At 19.0% G+C, this 20,303-nt stretch carries 19 protein-coding genes; 12 read left to right on the plus strand and 7 right to left on the minus strand.

Annotated elements, in window-relative coordinates; all coding sequences use genetic code 11:
- Positions 1–147: 147 nt before the first annotated feature.
- Both V9D86_RS00550 and V9D86_RS00555 read right to left on the minus strand, forming a co-directional pair.
- Positions 148–522 carry a hypothetical protein gene (locus V9D86_RS00550; protein WP_334330857.1) on the minus strand — a complete coding sequence of 125 codons (375 nt, stop codon included), beginning with the start codon at positions 520–522 and terminating at the stop codon, positions 148–150.
- Positions 523–1,039: 517 nt separating this feature from the next.
- Positions 1,040–2,089, minus strand: a complete 1,050-nt coding sequence (locus V9D86_RS00555) for a GNAT family N-acetyltransferase (protein WP_334330858.1) — start codon at positions 2,087–2,089, stop codon at positions 1,040–1,042.
- 163 nt (positions 2,090–2,252) lie between these two features.
- Here V9D86_RS00555 and V9D86_RS00560 point away from each other — a divergent pair, with 163 nt between their 5' ends.
- From V9D86_RS00560 to mnmG, 7 genes are all read left to right on the plus strand, one after another.
- Positions 2,253–2,753, plus strand: a complete 501-nt coding sequence (locus tag V9D86_RS00560; protein WP_334330859.1) for a hypothetical protein — start codon at positions 2,253–2,255, stop codon at positions 2,751–2,753.
- Positions 2,754–3,552: 799 nt separating this feature from the next.
- Entirely contained in the window at positions 3,553–4,812 is a 1,260-nt protein-coding gene (gene glyA, locus V9D86_RS00565; protein WP_334330860.1) for a serine hydroxymethyltransferase, read from the plus strand.
- A 209-nt stretch (positions 4,813–5,021) separates the two neighbouring features.
- Positions 5,022–5,231, plus strand: a complete 210-nt coding sequence (rpmE, locus tag V9D86_RS00570; protein WP_334330861.1) for a 50S ribosomal protein L31 — start codon at positions 5,022–5,024, stop codon at positions 5,229–5,231.
- A 52-nt stretch (positions 5,232–5,283) separates the two neighbouring features.
- Complete coding sequence (locus tag V9D86_RS00575) at positions 5,284–5,865, plus strand: thymidine kinase (protein ID WP_334330862.1); 582 nt, start codon at positions 5,284–5,286, stop codon at positions 5,863–5,865.
- A gap of 20 nt (positions 5,866–5,885) precedes the next feature.
- A complete protein-coding gene (locus tag V9D86_RS00580; RefSeq protein ID WP_334330863.1) occupies positions 5,886–6,341 on the plus strand; it encodes a nucleoside deaminase in 456 nt (151 codons plus the stop codon).
- Positions 6,342–6,509: 168 nt separating this feature from the next.
- Positions 6,510–7,142, plus strand: coding sequence for a hypothetical protein (locus tag V9D86_RS00585; protein WP_334330864.1), 633 nt, complete (start codon positions 6,510–6,512; stop codon positions 7,140–7,142).
- A gap of 27 nt (positions 7,143–7,169) precedes the next feature.
- Positions 7,170–9,041 (plus strand): tRNA uridine-5-carboxymethylaminomethyl(34) synthesis enzyme MnmG, encoded by a 1,872-nt coding sequence (gene mnmG / locus V9D86_RS00590; protein ID WP_334330865.1) that lies wholly within the window; start codon positions 7,170–7,172, stop codon positions 9,039–9,041.
- An 814-nt stretch (positions 9,042–9,855) separates the two neighbouring features.
- Here the strand turns inward: mnmG and recA are convergent.
- Complete coding sequence (recA, locus tag V9D86_RS00595; protein ID WP_334330866.1) at positions 9,856–10,890, minus strand: recombinase RecA; 1,035 nt, start codon at positions 10,888–10,890, stop codon at positions 9,856–9,858.
- A 63-nt stretch (positions 10,891–10,953) separates the two neighbouring features.
- Positions 10,954–11,613 (minus strand): CDP-alcohol phosphatidyltransferase family protein, encoded by a 660-nt coding sequence (locus tag V9D86_RS00600; RefSeq protein ID WP_334330867.1) that lies wholly within the window; start codon positions 11,611–11,613, stop codon positions 10,954–10,956.
- A gap of 323 nt (positions 11,614–11,936) precedes the next feature.
- Here V9D86_RS00600 and rpsT point away from each other — a divergent pair, with 323 nt between their 5' ends.
- The gene (gene rpsT, locus V9D86_RS00605) at positions 11,937–12,200 is read left to right on the plus strand and encodes a 30S ribosomal protein S20 (protein WP_334330868.1); all 264 of its coding nucleotides are present in this window, start codon (positions 11,937–11,939) and stop codon (positions 12,198–12,200) included.
- Between the two features lie 48 nt (positions 12,201–12,248).
- Positions 12,249–13,520: a serine--tRNA ligase gene (gene serS, locus V9D86_RS00610; RefSeq protein WP_334330869.1), complete on the plus strand. Its 1,272-nt coding sequence runs from the start codon at positions 12,249–12,251 to the stop codon at positions 13,518–13,520.
- Positions 13,521–13,550: 30 nt separating this feature from the next.
- Here serS and V9D86_RS00615 read toward each other — a convergent pair whose 3' ends face one another.
- From V9D86_RS00615 to V9D86_RS00625, 3 genes are all read right to left on the minus strand, one after another.
- Positions 13,551–13,970, minus strand: coding sequence for an HIT family protein (locus tag V9D86_RS00615; RefSeq protein WP_334330870.1), 420 nt, complete (start codon positions 13,968–13,970; stop codon positions 13,551–13,553).
- 44 nt (positions 13,971–14,014) lie between these two features.
- On the minus strand, positions 14,015–14,890 hold the full coding sequence (rnhC, locus tag V9D86_RS00620; protein ID WP_334330871.1) for a ribonuclease HIII: 876 nt from the start codon (positions 14,888–14,890) through the stop codon (positions 14,015–14,017).
- Positions 14,891–14,987: 97 nt separating this feature from the next.
- On the minus strand, positions 14,988–15,707 hold the full coding sequence (locus V9D86_RS00625; protein WP_334330872.1) for a hypothetical protein: 720 nt from the start codon (positions 15,705–15,707) through the stop codon (positions 14,988–14,990).
- Positions 15,708–16,951: 1,244 nt separating this feature from the next.
- Between V9D86_RS00625 and rny the strand changes: the two genes are divergently transcribed.
- Genes rny through miaA form a run of 3 tightly spaced genes read left to right on the plus strand, consistent with a single transcriptional unit; the run spans position 16,952 to position 20,298 of the window.
- Positions 16,952–18,562 (plus strand): ribonuclease Y, encoded by a 1,611-nt coding sequence (gene rny, locus V9D86_RS00630; protein ID WP_334330873.1) that lies wholly within the window; start codon positions 16,952–16,954, stop codon positions 18,560–18,562.
- Positions 18,563–18,617: 55 nt separating this feature from the next.
- Positions 18,618–19,382 carry a TIGR00282 family metallophosphoesterase gene (locus V9D86_RS00635; RefSeq protein ID WP_334330874.1) on the plus strand — a complete coding sequence of 255 codons (765 nt, stop codon included), beginning with the start codon at positions 18,618–18,620 and terminating at the stop codon, positions 19,380–19,382.
- A 25-nt stretch (positions 19,383–19,407) separates the two neighbouring features.
- Positions 19,408–20,298, plus strand: coding sequence for a tRNA (adenosine(37)-N6)-dimethylallyltransferase MiaA (miaA, locus tag V9D86_RS00640; protein ID WP_334330875.1), 891 nt, complete (start codon positions 19,408–19,410; stop codon positions 20,296–20,298).
- The last annotated feature ends 5 nt before the right edge of the window (positions 20,299–20,303 follow it).

A 20,303-nucleotide genomic window follows, 5' to 3' on the forward strand; every position in this document is an offset into this window, starting at 1 on the left:
ATTCATTAAAAATAAATTATTTTTGTATTAGAATATAATAGGTTTTGTTTTTTTCTGAATTTATTGATTAATTTTTTTTTAATAAAAAATTTATATAAAAAACAATAAAAAAAGATCATTTATATTTAAATGATCTTTATAGTATCTTTATAGTATATTGTTATTTTTTCGAAATTGATTGCTTTCAACTTCATTAACATGTCTAAATTCATGTATTAAAATTAAAGGTTTTTGTTTTTCTTCGTTATTAATTAAAATTTCATATTCTAAAACTTTAATAATTTGTTTTGGTTGTAAAAAGAACTCAGGATTATCTTCATCTATATGAGTAAATTTAACTATTAGTTCTTTTTTTAAATTGTTATTCATTGATTTTAAAGAAGAATAACAAGATTCAGGAATGTTATTAGTGAACCATTCTTTTTTTGGCATTTGATTATAATTATAATATCTTGCTTGAATTTCTAAAAGAAAATTTTTAATTTTTGGGTGTTGAATTTTTTTTACTTCATTAGAAAACATTATTTTAATTAATTCTCCTTATTTTTATTATTTATTTTATTATAAAATATAAATATTTATATTTTTAAATTATTATGTGTTTTGTTATTACTTATTTTTTAATTAATTTTAAATATATTTTATTATTAACGCTTGTATTTAAAGCTCTTTTATTAAAATTTAAACATATTTTATTCGGTACATCTAAAAAACTATAAAATAAATAATTAATATAATTGAAATAATGATGTAAATAATAATAAAAAATATAATTTATGATTATACATAAAACTGATATAATAATAATTATTTTCTGTAATTTATATTCTAAATATTTATATATAAAGCTATATATATACATATTGCTCCTTTTATTTCGTTTCGTAAAGTCAAAATATATTTAATTATGATTATTTTGATTATTGTTACAACTATCTTTGATTTTTTATTATAAATTTTTTTAAAAATAATTGACTTAATATGATTTTAACATATAAGGTTTAAAATTGATATTAATTTGATTAAATTTTTTATTTTATTAATATTGTTTGTCGACTAATTTTATTAAATAAATATTATTTTGATATTCTAAATAATCTAATTTTTTTAAATAATTTAAAGTTGTTTTGGGGATTAAAGATGATAATTTATTAAATTGACCCAAAACAAATAATTTTCTAACTTGAGTAGCTGAAATATATTTATTTTCGAATTTAAGTCTAGGAAATATAATTAATTCTAAATTATTATTTTTTAAAATATTTTTCATAGTATTGTTGTATTGATTAGTAGTCATAGAATAAGGTTCTTCCCCAACAAATCTTTTTTTAACTTTTAAAACTTTAGCAATGTAATTAACAAAAATATACGTATCTAGTATAGTTTGTTGTTCAATAACTTCTTTTGTAGAAGGTAAAAAATAAGAAGGGAAAACGTTTTTGGATATTAAGTAATTACTACCTTCTAAAACAATTACATTTTTTATTTTTTTTACACCTAATTTAACCATTTCTAAACGTTTTTGATAATCAAAAAAAGAACCTTCTTCTTTAACTACGATAAGATAAATTATGTCACTTATTTGTAAAGATTTTTTAATTAAATATTCGTGTCCTTTTGTAAAAGGATTAGCATTAAGGACAATAACTCCGCTATTATGAGATATTTTAGTTTTACTTCGAAGATAATTAATATATTTTAAAAATAAATCATTTCTATTAGTAAAAAAACCAAAATTGTCATTACCATAAAGTAATTCAAAACCTAAATTTTGAAAAATAAAAAAATAATCATTTTTAGTAAAAACAAAAACTTCATTAAAACCTTTTTGATAAATTTTTTCTATCATATAAGTAATTAATTGATTAGAGATATTTTGTTTTTGATATTCTTTTTTAATAGCTAAACATTTTAAATTATTGCGGTATCTACCGACTGTACCAATAATTTCTTGATTTTCGGAAAAAATTACTCCAAAATCATCAATAATATCTTTTTTAAAACCTTGTTTTTTTAAAAAATTATTAATTTTAGATAAGTTTTTTTTATCACTTTTTAAAATAGATTTAATTTTTAAATAAATTTCCATTTTATTTAATTTACTCCATTTAACTAATTTATTTTAAACTTTTAAATAAATTATAACATTTTTTAAAATAAAATTTAAATTAAATAATTTAATTTTGTTATAATATAATTGTTAAAATCAAATTATAAAATTCCAAAATAGAAAGTGGGGTGTTATAAAAAAATTGAAAAATATTTTTACTAAAAAATTTTATTTTTTAAGTAAATTTTTTATAATTTTAATTTTATTTTTGGTTAATTATAATCAAAATATAAAGATTTATGCTGCAAGAGAAGAAAAAGAAATAACAAAAAACATTGATTTATCTATAAATAAAAATTTAGAACAAGAAGAAATAAAATCTAAACAAGAAAAAATAAATCCAAATAATAATAAAAAAATGTATGCTTTTTTTGAAGTTATTAGTAGTAAAAATAAAACCATTCCTAGCGTAAATTTTTTATCAATGTCTGAATTGCCTGAAGCATCTAATTCACAAAATACAAATAATTCTTTATGCAATGAAGTAAATTTATCTTCTTTTGAAAATAATAATCCAGAAATTATTGTTGCAACATCTAATAATAATTTTAAACATAAAAAGGTTTTAAAGTATTTTTTATTAAGTACAATAAATATATTATTTTGTTCCACTATTATTTTTTTTACAACTTATTTTATATAGAAAATAATTAATTATTAATCTTGATAGTATTCAATCGCTTTTTTGTTTTTGAGCTATTTTATGCTCTGGACTTTATACCACTTCCATCGTACAATCAAGTTTACAAGTATACGGGGGTGGTTATAATTTTTTATTTTATTTTGTGAAGTTGCTTTAATTTTCTCGAAAGTTTATAATCGTTGATTAATTAAATTGTAGAGATATTACATTATTCTCCACCCTTTTTTGTAACTTTCAAATTAATTTAAAGTTTGAAATTTAGTTCCTTTTTTACCTTGTAAAGGTTGTTAACACCTCTTCTTTAATCCCTCCTGGGCACCTTTGTAGGGGGTAAAGAGCATAATTTACCTAATTTAATCTTAAGATTATGTTTGAATTTTCTACGGCTAATATAATTTTTCTTCTTTTTCTTTGAATTTATTATTGACATAATTTTTTAACTATCAAAAAGTAGTTATTTTTAGGAAGATCAAAGTTACTTTAAATTACGACTTTATATTTTTATGTGAGCTGAAGCTTGCTTAGTTAAATACTTTTTAGTTTTTTGAAGTTGGGTTTTTGTTATCTTAATGATTAATTAAGTTGATAATTTTAAATATCCAATAATTAAATATTTAAATACCCTAATTAAATATTTTATCTATATTATCTTTAATTTCTAATATTACATAATATTAGAAAAAAATAACTTAATATAAAATTTATAATTTTAAAATTAAATAAAATATATCAGATTTTAAATATTTTAAATAGTTTTTTATTTATTTTGAATTTTATTAAAAAAAGAGGTTTTTTAATCATGAAACAAGAAATAAACAATTTTTATATAAAAGACCAAGAAATATTAGAACAAATTAAATTAGAAGAAAAACGTCAAAAAGAAAGTATAAATTTAATTGCTTCAGAAAATTTTGTTTCACAAGATGTTTTAAAAACTCAAGGAACAATATTAACTAATAAATATGCCGAAGGTTATCCTGAAGAAAGATTTTACAATGGTTGTGAGTATATTGATCAAATAGAAAAAATAGCTATTCAAAGAGTTAATAATCTTTTTAAATCTAAATATGCTAATGTTCAACCTCATTCTGGTTCGCAAGCCAACATGGCTGTTTTTCAAGCCTTATTAAAACCTAATGATAAAATTTTAGGTTTGTCTTTGTCAGATGGTGGACATTTAACACACGGTAGTAAAATAAATTTCTCTGGAAAATATTATAAATCTTATTTTTATGGATTAAATCCTAAAACAGAAACAATTGATTATGAAGAAGTTGAAAGAATAGCTTTAGTTGTAAGACCAAAATTAATTATTACAGGATATTCTTCATATTCAAAAATTATTGATTTTAAAGCTTTTCGTAAAATTGCTAACAAAGTTAATGCTTATTTAATGGCAGATATAGCACACATTTCAGGTTTAGTAGCAAGTGGTTTGCATCCTTGTCCTTTGGAGGCTGAAGCCGATGTAGTAACATCCACTACACACAAAACTTTAAGAGGACCAAGAGGAGGATTAATTTTAACTAATAATGAAGAAATAATACAAAAAATCAATAAAGCTGTTTTTCCTGGTGGACAAGGTGGGCCTTTAATGCATATAATAGCAGCTAAAGCTGTAGCTTTTAAAGAAGCTTTACATTCTGATTTTTTTAAATATCAAAAACAAATATTAAAAAATGCTTGCTTTTTTGCTGAAAATTTACAAAAAAAAGGTTATCGAATAATTAGCAAAAGTACTGAAAACCACTTATTTTTAGTAGATGTAAAAAGTAAAAATCCAAATTTTACTGGTCAAAAAATATCTAATATTTTAAATAAAGTTAATATTATAGTAAACAAAAATGTTATTCCTTTTGATAAAGAATCCCCTCTTGTTTCAAGTGGTATTAGATTAGGCACACCTGCAATGACAACTAGAGGTTTTAAAGAAAATGAATTTTCACAAGTATCTGATTTTATTGATGAAGCAATAAAAAATCATAATGATTTAAATTATTTGAATAATTTAAAACAAAAAGTTATTTCATTATCTAAAAATTTTCCTTTAAAAATATAAAAAAATATTATTTATTATGTTATAATAAATTTTGATATATAAAATTTAGTTATCATGTTTATATTATTTATTTTTATTTTAAATTATTACATTAATAAACATAAAAAATTAACTTTTTTAATTTTTAATATAATATATAAAATGTAATTATTTATTATTAATAATAAATTTTAATAAGAATTTAACTAACATAATAGGAGTTATTTGAAATGAAAAAAAAATTACACCCAATATTAAAAAAAATTTCATTAGTTTGTGCTACTTGTAAAAAACAACATGTTATTGATACTACAGTAGAAAATATTCATATTGAGATTTGTGCTAATTGTCATCCTTTTTATGCAGGTAAACAAAACTTTACTACAGTTGCAGGTCGAGTAGATAAATTTAATAAACGTTATCAAAATAAAATTAAATAAAAATTATTATTAAAAATAAATAATTATTTAATAAAAAATAGGATTTTAAACAATGTTATATGATAAAAATAATTTAGTTGAAATAATTTGTGGTCCGATGTTTGCAGGTAAAACAGAAAAATTAATAGAAATTGTTAAAAAATTAAAAAAGTTAAATAAAAAATTATTAGTTTTTAAGTCTCACTTAGATACACGTTTTTCAAAAAAACAACAATTAGTATCACATAATCTAAATACTATAAATTCTTTTGTTATTAAAAAAAGTAAAGAAATTTTAGATTTCATTAAAATTGATACAGAAGTAATCATTATTGACGAAGCACAATTTTTAGATAATCAAATAGTTGATATTGTAGATGACTTAGCTAATAAAAATATAAAATTTATTATAGCAGGTTTAGATTTAGATTTTAGAGGTAAACCATTTGGTCCCATGCCTGCTTTATTAGCTATTGCAGATAAAGTAACAAAATTAAGAAGTGTTTGTTCTATAAGTGGTGAACCAGCAAACAGGACACAAAGATTAATAAATCAAAAACCTTCTAAAAATAATGAACCTATAATAATGACAGAAGAAAATACAATTGTAAAATATGAACCAAGAACTAGAAAATATCATAAATTTCAAAAATAAATATAATATTAAATAAAATTATGTTAAATAAAGATTTATTTTTTATGCAAGAAGCATTTAAAGAAGCTAAAAAAGCTTATTATAAAAATGAAGTTCCTGTTGGAGCTGTTGCTGTTTTAGATAATCAAATTATCGAAAGAACACATAATGATTGTGAAAAAAAACAAATTTTTTTTGGACACGCTGAATTTTTATTAATGATAAAATTAAATAAAAAATTTAAAAATCGTCGTTTAAATAAAATTAATATTTATGTTACTTTAGAACCTTGTCTTATGTGTGCTGGAGCATTAATTCAAACTCAAATAAACAAAGTTTATTATAGTGTTAATAATTATAAATCAGGTTCTATTGATAGTGTAATTTCTTTATTAAAATTTAAATTTCCACATAAGATAATTACTGAATCAGGCCTTTTAGCTAAGGAAAATAAAATACTTTTAAAAAACTTTTTTAAAAATTTAAGAAATTATTAATCAAAATATTAAACATAATAATAAATAATTTCTTGACATCTTGTATTTAAATAAATAAATAATGAATTTGGTCAGAGCTTAATTGAAGCAGCCATAAGTTATAAATTTATGTTAAAGACAAGATGTCAAGAAATTATTTATTATTAAAAAAAATAAGAGGTTTTTTATATGAAATTATTTAATTTTAAAAAACATAATAAAATAAAAATGTTAGATATTATATTTAATTCTGTTGAAGGAGAGCCTTTCAAAATTGAAGAATTTGAGAATGAAAAAGGGAAACATCAAATAGAGTTTTATTATATAGAACAAAGTAAATATAAAAATCCTTTAATAAATTCACGTCAATTTGTTGTTTATACAGCAGATAAAGGATTTTTTCGAATATTAGTAGATCAAGAATATTATAAAAAATTTAAAATTTTATATCAAAAAAAAATAAATATTATTTGGATTAATTTTATGTTTTCTTTATTTGAAAAACAATTACAATTTCAAAAAAAATATTCTTTTTATATTTTTGTTAGTTTTATAATAAGTGTTTTATTTTTGATTTTAAATTGGCAATTAAATACATTGGAACATTATCCTTTTATAATAATAATAATATCAATTTTATTTCCTATTTTAGGTACTGTTTTTATAACTAAAAAACAACAAAAATATTTTATATTGTTAAAAAATGATAATTTAACTGAAACAATTAACAAAATAAAAAAAATTATAGGTTCTAAAGAATATGAAGAAATTTTAGAACAACAAAAAAATTATCAACCTAAATCTTTTGATAATGTAAAATAATAAATAAAAGGAGAAGATTTTATAGAAATGAATTATGATAGTATTGTTGTAGGCGGAGGACATGCAGGAATAGAAGCAGTATTAATTTTAGCGAAAAAAAACAAAAAAACTTTGTTAATTACTGGAAGTTTAGGACAAATAGGTTGTTTACCGTGTAATCCTGCAATCGGAGGGCCAGCTAAAGGTGTAGTTGTAAGAGAAATTGATGCTTTGGGTGGTATTATGGGTAAAGCAGCAGATTTATCTCAAATTCAAATGAAAATGTTAAATAGTTCTAAAGGGCCAGCTGTTAGAGCTTTAAGAGCACAAATTGATAAATTAAAGTATCCTAAAGTTATTTTGACAATATTAAAAAAAACTAATAATTTAACTTTATTAGAAGGATTAGTAGAAGAATTAATCATTAATAATAATCAAATTGAAGGGGTTAAATTAAATAATAAAAGTATTATTTTTGCAAAAACAGTAATTATCACGACTGGAACATATTTATCTAGTAAAATTTTTATAGGTGAAGATAAAATATTATCAGGTCCTAATAATAATCCTACTAATTATGGTATTAGTAAACAGTTAAAACAAAATAATTTTGAAATAATTCGTTTAAAAACTGGCACTCCACCTAGAGTTAAAAAAAATACTATTGATTATTCTAAAACTAAAATACAATATGGTGATGATATTTTTCAAACTTTTAGCTTTGATTCTCCTATTAAAACAATAGGAAAACAAGAATCTTGTTTTTTAACATATACTAATCAAAAAACTAATGATATTATAAATAAATATTTAAAACAATCATCTATGTATGGTGGTTATATCGAAGGTAAAGGCCCACGTTATTGTCCTTCGATAGAAGATAAAGTAGTTAGATTTTATAATAAAAACCAACATCAAATTTTTATAGAGCCAGAAAGTTTAAAATTAGATGAAATGTATCTACAAGGTCTTTCAACAAGTATGCCTAAACATGTACAACATAAAATTTTAGAAACAATTCCTGGGTTAGAAAATTCAGAAATTGTTAAATATGGTTATGCAATTGAATACGATGCTTTAAATCCTAATCAACTTTATCACAGTTTAGAAACTAAAAAAATAAAAAATCTTTTTTTTGCTGGTCAAATTAACGGAACTAGCGGTTATGAAGAAGCTGCTTGTCAAGGATTGATAGCTGGAATAAATGCTAGTTTAAAAATTGAAAACAAACCACCTTTTATTCTAAAAAGAAATGAATCTTATATTGGTGTTTTAATTGATGATCTTATTAATAAAGGAACTAACGAACCCTATCGTTTATTAACATCAAGAGCTGAATTTCGTTTATTATTAAGACATGATAATGCAGATTTAAGATTAAAAGAACATGCTTACAAAATGAATTTAATTAGTGAAGAAAATTATAAAAAATTTAAAATAAAAAAAAATAAAATTCAAGATGTTTTACAACAAATAGAAAATTTACAAATAGAACCCAATAAAGAAAATTTAAAACATTTATCAAATTTCAAATCTTCTTTAATTTGTGGAAAAACTAGTTTGTCACAATTATTAAAAAGACCAGAAATAAATGCTAATTTTTTAAAATATTTTTTTGAAGAAAATATTGAACATAGTATTTTTGAACAAGTAGAAATTCAAATAAAATATCAAGGATATATTAAAAAAGCGCAAAAAGAAGTCAACAAATTATTAAAATTAGAAGGCAAAATTATTTCTAATGATATTGAATATCATAAAATTAATAACTTATCTAAAGAAGCGCAAGAAAAATTAGATTTAATTAAACCTTATAATTTAGGCCAAGCATCAAGAATTTCAGGTATTAATCCTACTGATATTTCTATTTTAATGATTTATTTAGAAAATTATAAAAATAAACTATCTTCTTTTAAATAAATTTTAAATTATATTAATTAAAAATAAATATAAAATATTAATTATAACTAAGTTAATACTTTTTTATTATTATTTTCAAGTTTGAACTTAATGTTTTTATATAATAGGGAAATAACTATTAAATAAATTGAGGAAAGATTTAAAAATGTTTTAAAAAAATTGTTATAATCTAATGATAATTATTGTTTTTAAAATTTCCTCATAATAAATCTTTAAGATTTAACAATTATCAAAGATTAGATTTTTTTTATATTTTTTCAAAAAGATATCTAATATAATTTCTTATAATTTAATAAAAATCATTTAAATTTATAATGAACTGTTAGAAATTTTTTCGTACTAATTTTAAAATTAAAACTTAAAAATATGATTTAAAAGTAATTTAAAATAAATACAAGGGAAACAAAAAAATATTCTTTATTGTGATATTGAATTTAAAATATAATAAAAATTTTTATAATTTTAAACTTCATCCTTAATTTAATTAAGGATATTTTTTTGTATTTTTATTTTTAAAAAAAAATTTAATTATTTTAGTTTATATTTACTACTTTTATTTGACATTATTTTGATGGATTAAAAAAATTATAGTATTTTTATTTATTAATTAAAATAATCTTTTTTTTAATATAAAATAATTCAAATATTTTACATTTTAGAACATAAAAAATTCTAAACTGTTTATTTTTTAATAAACGATTTAGAATTTTTTTAAAAAGTTATATTTAATTTTTTTTTGTTTTTTGATGATCTTAAAAAATTAAATATTATTTTAAAAATTTTTTATAATTATTTATATTTTAAAAACAATTTTTTATATTTTATAATTTTTTCTAATTTGTTCTTCTAAAAAATTATAAATTTCTAAATTATTTTGTAAAAAAATTTTAGCATTTTCTTTTCCTTGAGCAATATTTTCATTTTTATAGTTATACCAAGCGCCATTTTTTTTAATTAAATTTAAATTTACAGCTAAATCTAATATTTCTCCTATTTTTGAAATACCTTTACCATAAATAATATCAATTGTTGCTGTTTTAAAAGGTGTTGAAACTTTAGATTTAACTATTTTAATATTACTTTTAACACCAATAATTTCATCATCATTATTTTTAATTTTCTCTGATGTTTTTCTAATATCTAAACGTAAAGAACAAAAGAATTTTAATGCTTTTCCTCCTGTAGTAACTTCGGGGTTTCCATAAAAACTTCCTACTTTTTCTCTTAATTGATTAATATAAATTACAACAGTGTTAGTTTTAGAAATTATACCTGATTGTATTCTCATTGCTTTTCCCATCATTCTTGCTTGTAATCCTACATTAATATCTTTCATTTCTCCCATTAATTCTGATTCTGGCGTTAGTGCTGCTACTGAATCAATAACTAATAAACTTATACTACCACTTTTAATTAAAGATGTAGCTATATCCAAAGCTTTTTCACCGCTATCTGGTTGTGATAAAACAAGTTCATCAATATTAACGCCAATAGTTTGAGCATACTTAGGATCTAAAGCATGTTCGGCATCGATAAAGGCTACATTGCCTCCTAATTTTTGAGCTTCGGCGATAGCGTGTAATGTTAAAGTAGTTTTACCTGAACTTTCAGGTCCAAAAATTTCAATAATTCTACCTTTAGGATAACCACCAATTCCTAATGCAATATCTAATGATATTGAACCTGTTGGAATAGTTTCTATATTTTGATTATTATTAGAATTTAATTTAAAAATACTACCTTTACCAAATTGTTTTTCTACTTCTTTTATAGTTTCTTCTAAAATTTTTAAATTATTTTCTTTTTTATTATTTTCTTTTTTATTATTTTCTTTTTTATTATTTTCCATAATGTTTTTCCTAATATTATTTTATATTTTTTTATTTTATTATATTAATTATAATAGTATATTTTAAAAATTATTTTTAATAATATAAAAATTTTTTATTAAATAATTTATTCCAGAAATTAAAGTTAAAAAAACTATAATTAATAGTAAAATTATTATTATTGCTGATTTTAAACTGTTATTAAAATAAATTGATTCAAATAATAAAAATCCAATAATTACAAAAGTAAAAGCAGTTTTAAATTTCCCTAATAAAGAAGCTTCGATAATATAATTTTTTTCAGAAGCTAATAATCTTATTCCTGTTACTAAAAAATCTCTAATAATTATGACCATTATAACCATTATTAATATTGATTTTACTTTTATATTATTGATATTTATAAAGTGAAAAAAATTAGGTAATAATAAATTTGATTCATTTCTATTATTATCAGTATCGTATATTTTATATAAAAAAAAGAGAGAGTTTATAACTAATAATTTATCCGCTATAGGATCAAAAAATTTACCAAAATGAGTTTTTTGTTTAAATTTTCTAGCAAAATATCCATCTAAAAAATCTGTTATTATTGCTATAATAAAAAAAATTTGAAATATTATAAGTATAATTGGTGGTTGTCTATTGTCTTTTAATTTTAAAAATTCATCATTTAGACCAAGAAAAAAAGACATAATAATAATCAAAATTATTCTCAAAGTAGTGATTGAATTTGCAATCATTTATATAAGTACTCCGTTTATTAAAATTTTTTTAAAAATTATATTATAAAATTATTTTGATAAATTATAAGTAATATGTTAATATATTTTATTAATATAATTTTAACATAATAGAATAATTTTGTGTTATATTAAATTAAATAATTTTTAAAATATTTATTATTAAATTTAACATTTTGAATATATTTGATTTTTTTTTTGTTATTTGTTAAAATTAAATGTAAAATAAAATACATCTTTATATATAATATTTTTTTATATATAATTTTTATGACAATATGAAAAATTTTTAAAAATTAAAAATTATAGAAAGTGTGAATTTTGTGGCAAATATTAAGCAACAAGTTAAACGTAATAAAACTAATGAAAAACGTAGATTAAAAAATATTTCTTTTAAATCATCTGTAAAAACAGCTTTTAAAAAATTAAATAAAGCAATTGAAAATAAAAATAAAACAGAAGCTTTATTATTATTAAATTTATCATATAAAAAATTAGATAAAGGTATTTCAAAAAAGGTATATTCTAAAAATTTTGTTTCTAGACATAAATCTAATTTATCTAAGTTAGTTAATAATATAAATTAAGTACATTATTTTTTACAAATTTTTTCAAATATAATTCAAAGGTCAATTATGTTAAATTTAAAATTTATTATTGAAAATATGGAAGAAGTAATAAAAAAACTTAATACTAGAAAAAGTGATTTTTCATATTTAAATAAATTATTTATTTTAAATATTAAAAAAAAAAAATTAATAGTTAATATTGAAACATTGAGATATCAACAAAATAAAATTTCTAAAGAAATATCTATTTTAAAGCAAAATAAAAAAAATACTAATGATATTTTTGAAAGAAGTATATTTTTAAAAAATGAAATTCATATTTTGGAAGATGATTTTAAAAAAACAAATTCTGAAATTTTAGAAATTTTAAATAATATTCCGAATTTACCTCATGAATCAGTAATTTTATTTTCAAAAGATGATAATAAAATAAATTTTAAAAGATATTTATCTCCTAAAAAATTTAATTTTAATGTTAAAGATCATGTTATTTTAGGAAGAAATTTAAATATTTTAGATTTTGATAGAGCTTCTAAAATTACAGGGAGTCGTTTTATTGTATATAAAGGATTAGGAGCGCGTTTAGAACGTTCTTTAATACAATTTATGATGGATTTACATAGTGAAAAAGGTTATATAGAAATTATTCCGCCTTTTATTATTAATGATATATCTATGTTTAATACAGGACAATTGCCAAAATTTAAAAATGATAGTTATCGATTAGAAAATAGTAATAATTGGTATTTGAATCCTACTGGAGAAGTCCCAGCTATTAATTTGCATCGTAATGAAGTTTTATCACAAAAAAATTTACCATTAAATTATGTTGTTTTTACAACTTGTTTTAGACAAGAAGCGGGAACTGCTGGAAAAGATACGAGAGGTATATTAAGACAACATCAGTTTAATAAGGTAGAATTAATTAAATTTACTGAACCTCAATATTCTTATTTAGAATTAGAAAATATGTTGCAAGATGCCGAAACAGTATTAAAAAAATTAGAATTACCTTATCGAGTTGTTATGTTACCATCACATGAATTAGGTTTTAGTTCTGCTAAAACTTATGATATAGAGGTTTGGTTACCTGGCGATAATAATTATCGTGAAATTTCTTCAATTAGCAATACAGAAGCTTTTCAATCTTTAAGGGCTAATATTAAGTTTTATTCTGAGAATGAAGAAAAAAACCAGTACGTACATACTTTAAATGGTTCTGGTTTGGCTATAGGTAGAACATTAATTGCTATTTTAGAAAATTATCAAAATAAAGATGGTACAATTACTGTACCTAAGGTTTTACGTTCTTATATGAAAACTGATATAATTAAATAAAAAAATTATGCTATGGAAAAATATATTTTTTTATTTAATATTTTTTATAATATTTTTTTGTATTTTTTTAAAATATTCTTCATTTAATTTATTATTTTTATTAAAATTAAAAACAATTTCTTTTTCATTAAAACGTGGTAATAAATGTATGTGAAAATGAAAAATTGTTTGTCCAGCAATAACGCCATTGTTATTGATTATATTCAAACCTTTAGGTTGAAAAGTTTTAATTAAAGTTTTGCTTATTTTTTGTACTATTTTAAATAAATGTAAAAATGTATTTTCAGGAACTTCGGTAATATTGGCGTATTCTTTTTTGGTTACAATTAAAGTATGTCCTTTGGTGAATTGATTTATATCTAAAAAAGAAATTACTTTATTATCTTCATAAATAATATAACTAAGGATTTTTCTATTAATTATTTGACTAAAAATAGTATTATTATTCATTTTATAATTATCTATCCTTTTTTTATTTAAAATTTTTATTATATTTAATTTTTAATAAATTGTTTTGTTATGTTTTTAAAATTACATTTTGCAATTTTTTTTAAAATATTCATTCCGTATTTTTTATATATAAAGTTGATTTGTTTATCTACTTCTTTTGAAGCACCTAATTTTAACTTTATTCCTATTTTTTCACTTAAAACAAATATATTTTTTAAGAAAGCGTAACGTGCAATTATAGACGATACAGCTACACTAATATGAATTTTCTCTGCCTTATTACAAAAAAAAATTTTTTTATATACTTTTTTTTCATTTTTTAAGTAATTAAAATAATTTTTAGAACTAGTAAATTTGTCTAAAATTACGTTAACATTTTTTTTTATTTTTATTAAATTTTTTAAAATCATATCATTATGTAATATGGCTTTAATTTTATTTAAATTAAATCCTTTATTAGTTAAAATATTATATTTATAAGGATTTATAGAAATTAAAGAATAAGTTATTTTATTTATTATTTGTGGAACTAATTGAATAATTTTTTCATCTGTTAATTTTTTAGAATCTTTTATATTAAGATTTTCTAAAAATTGAATATTTTCTTTTGTTACATAAGAAGAACAAACCACAATAGAACCAAAAACATCTCCAGTTCCTACTTCATCTGAACCAATTGCGCTATAATCTTTTATATTTAATACTTCCTTAATATTTAAAATTTCTTTTTGAATATTTTCTCCTTTTATAAAAAAAGTTCCATTATTGTAAGCTATCATTTGTATATTATCTTTTTGCAAAAAAAAATAAATATTCTTGTTATTGATTTCTTTTTCTATTAAAAAAGATTTATAAATCTTTTTTAATTTTCTTAATTGTGGTATTTCAAATGTAAAAGAATAATTTTTAATATTTTTCATATTTAACTTTTACCTCTTTTTTATATTTTATTGTAGAATCAATATTTAAAATATAAGAATTTTATTATTCAAATAGTATTAAAAAAATATTAAATATTTAATTTTTTAAACATATTTTATTTTTATCTTCATCTGAATTAAATAAATCATATGGATTAATATATAAAATTTGTTCTTCAACGTTATAATAAGTTTTTGTTTTTTTATCATTTATAAGAGAAAAATGAATATCTTTTATATCTTTTTTCATATCTTTTAAATGTTTTATAATTTCTTCATTTAATCTGAAGTTAATTTTATCTTTATTTATTTGATTATTTTTAATATTTTTATTTTTTTGATTTGATGTTAAATCATTAATTTTTTGTTTTATTTCCATTTCAAATAATCTTTGTTGTAATTTATTTTCCATATCTTTTATCATTAATTGATGTTCGATTTTTTGAAAATTTAATTTTTGTTCTATTTCTAAATTACGATAATTACTATTATTATTTTCTTTTGATAATAATTCTAAGGTTTTTATTTCTATTAATGATAAATTATTATTAAAGTTATTGTGATCGTTTTTATTTTCTGAATATTGTGAAATTAAATCTTTGTCTTTTTCTTTTTTATTTTTTGATTTCCATTGCATAATAAATAATTTCCATATCATATTAAAAAAAATATTTACAATTTTACATAAAATTTCTAAAAAATTATATAAAGTTCCTAAAAAAATTAGAATTATAATTAAAATTATTAAAGAAATTAAAGTATGTTCTTGTATCCAAAACGATATATGTTGTAATTTGTTTAAAATTATATCAATCATATTAATTTTTACCTACTTTCTATTTTTAAAATTAATATTAATTTTAAACTATAATATTTTTATTTTTAATTTTTAAAAGAAAAATATTTTCAAATTTAACTAAACAAGAACTATATTATATTATTATTATAATAAATTAAACTATATGATTTTAAGAAATTAAATTTTTATAATAAAATTAAATACTTATAATTTTATTATAACATTATTTTTAATTGATTATTGTGTATTTAATTTAAATTTTTTAAAATTTTAAACTTAATAAAATATTTTATTTTATAATTATACTTAAATATTTTTTTAATTTTTCTTATTTACAACATTTTTACTGGATTCTTTTTTTATTTTTTCGCAAACTTAAATTATTTTATTTTGAAAACAAATAAAATTTAATGTAAATATTTGTTTAATTTATTTTTATTTTTTATGAATTTTTAAAAGTTTTATAATTTTAGATATGTTAAAAATAATAAATAAATAAATAATTTCTTTAATTTGAAATCTTATAAATAAGTATGTATTTTATAGAGTTTAAATAAATTTATGATATAATATTTTATAATATTAAAATTATTAATTTTTTATTATTTATATTTTATATTTAATGATTAATTTAACTGTATTAGTATTAATATTGTGATAGTAATATAAAAGGTTTATAAATAAAATTTATATATATATATATTACTTAAATAAAATTTTTTTGATTTTTATTTCGGTATTTCTTATTATTCTTTTATTTATTTTTTATAAACAAATAAAAACAATTTTATTCAAATCAAATATTATTTAAGTAATTTAATTTATAATTATTAATTTGTGTTAATAATGTGATATACAATTGTTTCACAATTTTAAAAAGATATTTCACAAAAAATAAAGAAATTTTTGATTTATCTATTATTTATATTATATTTTATATAAAAAAATTATTAAATAGAAAAAATAATTTTTCAGTTAATAAAGAAAAATATAATTTAAAAAATTAAAATTCAAATATTTAAAAAAATTATAATATTATAGAATTAAAAAAAAAATAAAAAATATATAAATTGCAATAAATATTTTTTAAAAGCTAGAAATTTTATTATTTCTGGCTTTTATCATTTTTTATTTTTTAATAAATATTTTTTAAGTTTTAAATTTTTATATTATTTATTTAATATTTTTAGTCAAATAATATTTATTTTTACACTATAATTTATTTAAATTATTAATTATCGAGAGGTTTAAGAAAAATATATATGTCACCAGATAACTCGTGTTCTTTGGCAAGTACATGGACAAAAGATAATAATACATTTTTTTCTTTAATTCTTTTTTTTATGTTTTTTATAGGAATTTTTATAGGAATTTTTTTATATATTATTTTTAATAAAAAAAAAATTAGCAAAATTTTAAAAGACATAAAATATTATAAAGAAAATCAAATGTTAGAAATTCAAAAACAAAGAAAAGAAATGTTAATAGAAGCAAAAAGAGAAATTTCTTTTTTAAAAAAAGAATCAGATTTTGATTTGCTTGAAAAAAGAAGGGTTGTTATTGATTTAGAAAATAAAATTACTTTTAGAGAAGAATTGTTGAATAATAGAATAGAATATTTAAATAGAAAAGAAAAAGAAATATATATTCAAGAACAAAAAATTATTGATATTAAAGAAAATTTAGAAAAATTAGAAAAAAATATTCAAGATATCATTTTAAAACAAAAAATGAAATTAGAATCTATTGCTTTATTAACAGAAAAAGAAGCATATAAAATTATTATTGAAAAAACTAAAATTTCTGTTAATAAAGACATAAAAATTTATTTTAAAGATAAATATCAACAAATTCAACATAATTTTCAACAAAAAACTAAAATGTTATTATGTTCCGTTATGCAAAAATATGCATATAATGTCACTAATGAATATAATGTAAATATTATTAATATTGCGGATGATAAAATTAAAGGTCATATTATTGGAAAAGATGGTAGGAATATTAAAGTTTTAGAATCTTTAACAGGTGTAGATTTTATTATTAATGAAGTTCCTAATATAATATTGCTTAGTTGTTTTAATCCTATTAGAAGAGAAATTGCTAAAAGAACTTTAGAAGTTTTAATATCTGATGGACGTATACATCCTAATAGAATTGAAAAAATTATAGATAATGTTACTTCGGAATTAAATAATTTTATTATAGAACAAGGAGAATCTGCTGTTTTTGCTACTAATATAGGCGAATTGGAACCAGAATTATTGTTTTTATTAGGAAAACTTTATTTTCGTAATAGTTATGGACAAAATGTTTTACAACATTCTATAGAAGTAGCTTTTTTAGCTGGTAAATTAGCATCTGAAATTGGTGAGGATGAATTATTAGCTAGAAGAGCTGGACTTTTACATGATATTGGTAAATCTTTAGATCATGAAAATGAAGGTAGTCATGTTGAAATTGGTATTAATTTGGCTAATAAATATAACCAAAGTTCAGAAGTAATTGATTCTATTGCTTCACATCATGAAGATAAAAAACCTGATACTATAATTGCAGTTTTAGTAATGATAGCTGATACTTTAAGTGCTGCTAGACCAGGAGCTAGAAAAGAATCTGTAGAAAAATATTTTAAAAGATTAAAACAGTTAGAAAATATAGCTAATAATGTTGAAGGTGTAGATAAATCTTATGCTATTCAAGCAGGTCGAGAAATTAGAGTTATTGTTAAATCTGAACAAGTGGATGATTTTAATACTTTTATGATTGCTAAATTGATTAAAGAAAAAATTCGAGAAAATCTAGTTTATAAAGGTATGATTAAAATTACAGTAATTAGAGAAATAAAAGTTATTGAAAAATTTAAATTATAAAAAATTTCATTTATTTTATTTAAAAATGAATTTAGAAAAGAGAAGTTTTTTTAAAATGAAAATAATGTTTATCGGAGATATTTATGGACAACCAGGCATAGATTATTTAAAAGAAAAAATGAGTTTTTTAAAAAATAATTATAAACCTAATTTAATTGTTGCTAATGCTGAAAATGCTTATAAAGGTCGTGGTCTTAGTTATAAAAATTATAAAAATTTAACTAAAAGTGGCGTTAATGCAATAACTATGGGTAATCATATTTGGGATAATTCTGAATTAACAAATTTTATTGATAATACTAATATTGTTAAACCAATAAATGATTTACTAAATATTGGTATTGGTTATAAGATTATTAATTTTCAAGAAAAAAAAGTTTTAATTATTAATGCATTAGGAAGAGTATTTATTGATGATAAACTACCTTGTCCTTTTAAAAAAATTGAAAATATTTTATATAAATGTAATTTGCAATATAATTTTTCTTTTTTAGATTTTCATGCTGAAGCAACTAGTGAAAAAATATCTTTAGCCCATTATTTTGATGGTAAAATTGATGCTATAGTTGGTACTCACACCCATGTACAAACTAATGATGATAGGATATTACCTAAAAAAACTTTATATATTACTGATGTTGGTATGACTGGTTGTTCTGAAGGCGTGATAGGTAAACAAAAAGAATCTATGATTAGATCTTTTTTAGATAGAAATATTAAAATACCAAAACCTAATGCTGTCGGTAAAAGACAATTAAATGGAGTTTTATTAACTTTAGATAATATTAAAAAAATTGAAAAAATAAATTTACAAGAATAATAAAATTATTTTGAGGAATTTAAATTTGAAAAAAGTAATAGTGATAACTGGTCCTACCTCTTCTGGTAAAACTGATCTTTCTATTTATTTAGCGCAAAAATTTAATGGTGAAATTATTAATTCTGATTCTGTACAAATTTATAAAAAATATAATATTGGTTCTGCTAAAATTACTTTTGCAGAACAAAAAGGTATTAAACATTATTTATTGGATTTAAAAGAACCAGACGAAATTTATACTATTTATGATTTTCAAAGAGATTGTAGAAAAGTAATATCAAAAGTTAATTTACCGTTTTTAGTTGGCGGAAGTGGATTATATATTAAATCTGCTTTATTTAATTATGAATTTTCGAGCAAAAAAAATAATTCTATTGTTTACAACAACGATAAAAAAGTTTATGATAATTATGATATAGAATTTATGATAAAAGAAATAAAAAAAAAAGATCCAAGATTAATTTTTGATAAATATAATTCACGTAGGGTAATAAGTGCTTATTTTGATTTGCATTCTGATAAATTAAGATCTCAAAAAAAAAATAAAAATGATTATATTTATGACATTTTAACTATTTATTTAGATATTGATAGAAATATTTTACAAACTCGTATTATTGAAAGATTAGATAAAATGTTTAAAATGGGTTTTATTTACGAAACTATACAAATTTTAAAAGAATATCCTTTTGCTAATTTTAATATTATTGGATATCGTGAAATAAAACTTTTTTTAGAAAAAAAAATTAATTTAGAAGAAGCTAAAAAATTAATCATTTCTAAAACAATGCATTATGCAAAAAAACAAAAAACTTGGTTTAAAAATCAAATGAAAATTAATTTAATTAATGTTTTAGACCCTCAATTAAAAATTAAAACTTGTCAAATAATTAAAAATTTTTTAAAAGGATATTAGAGTAT

The sequence above is a fragment of the Candidatus Phytoplasma prunorum genome (genome assembly GCF_036924415.2).
Classification (GTDB): domain Bacteria; phylum Bacillota_I; class Bacilli_A; order Acholeplasmatales; family Acholeplasmataceae; genus Phytoplasma; species Phytoplasma prunorum.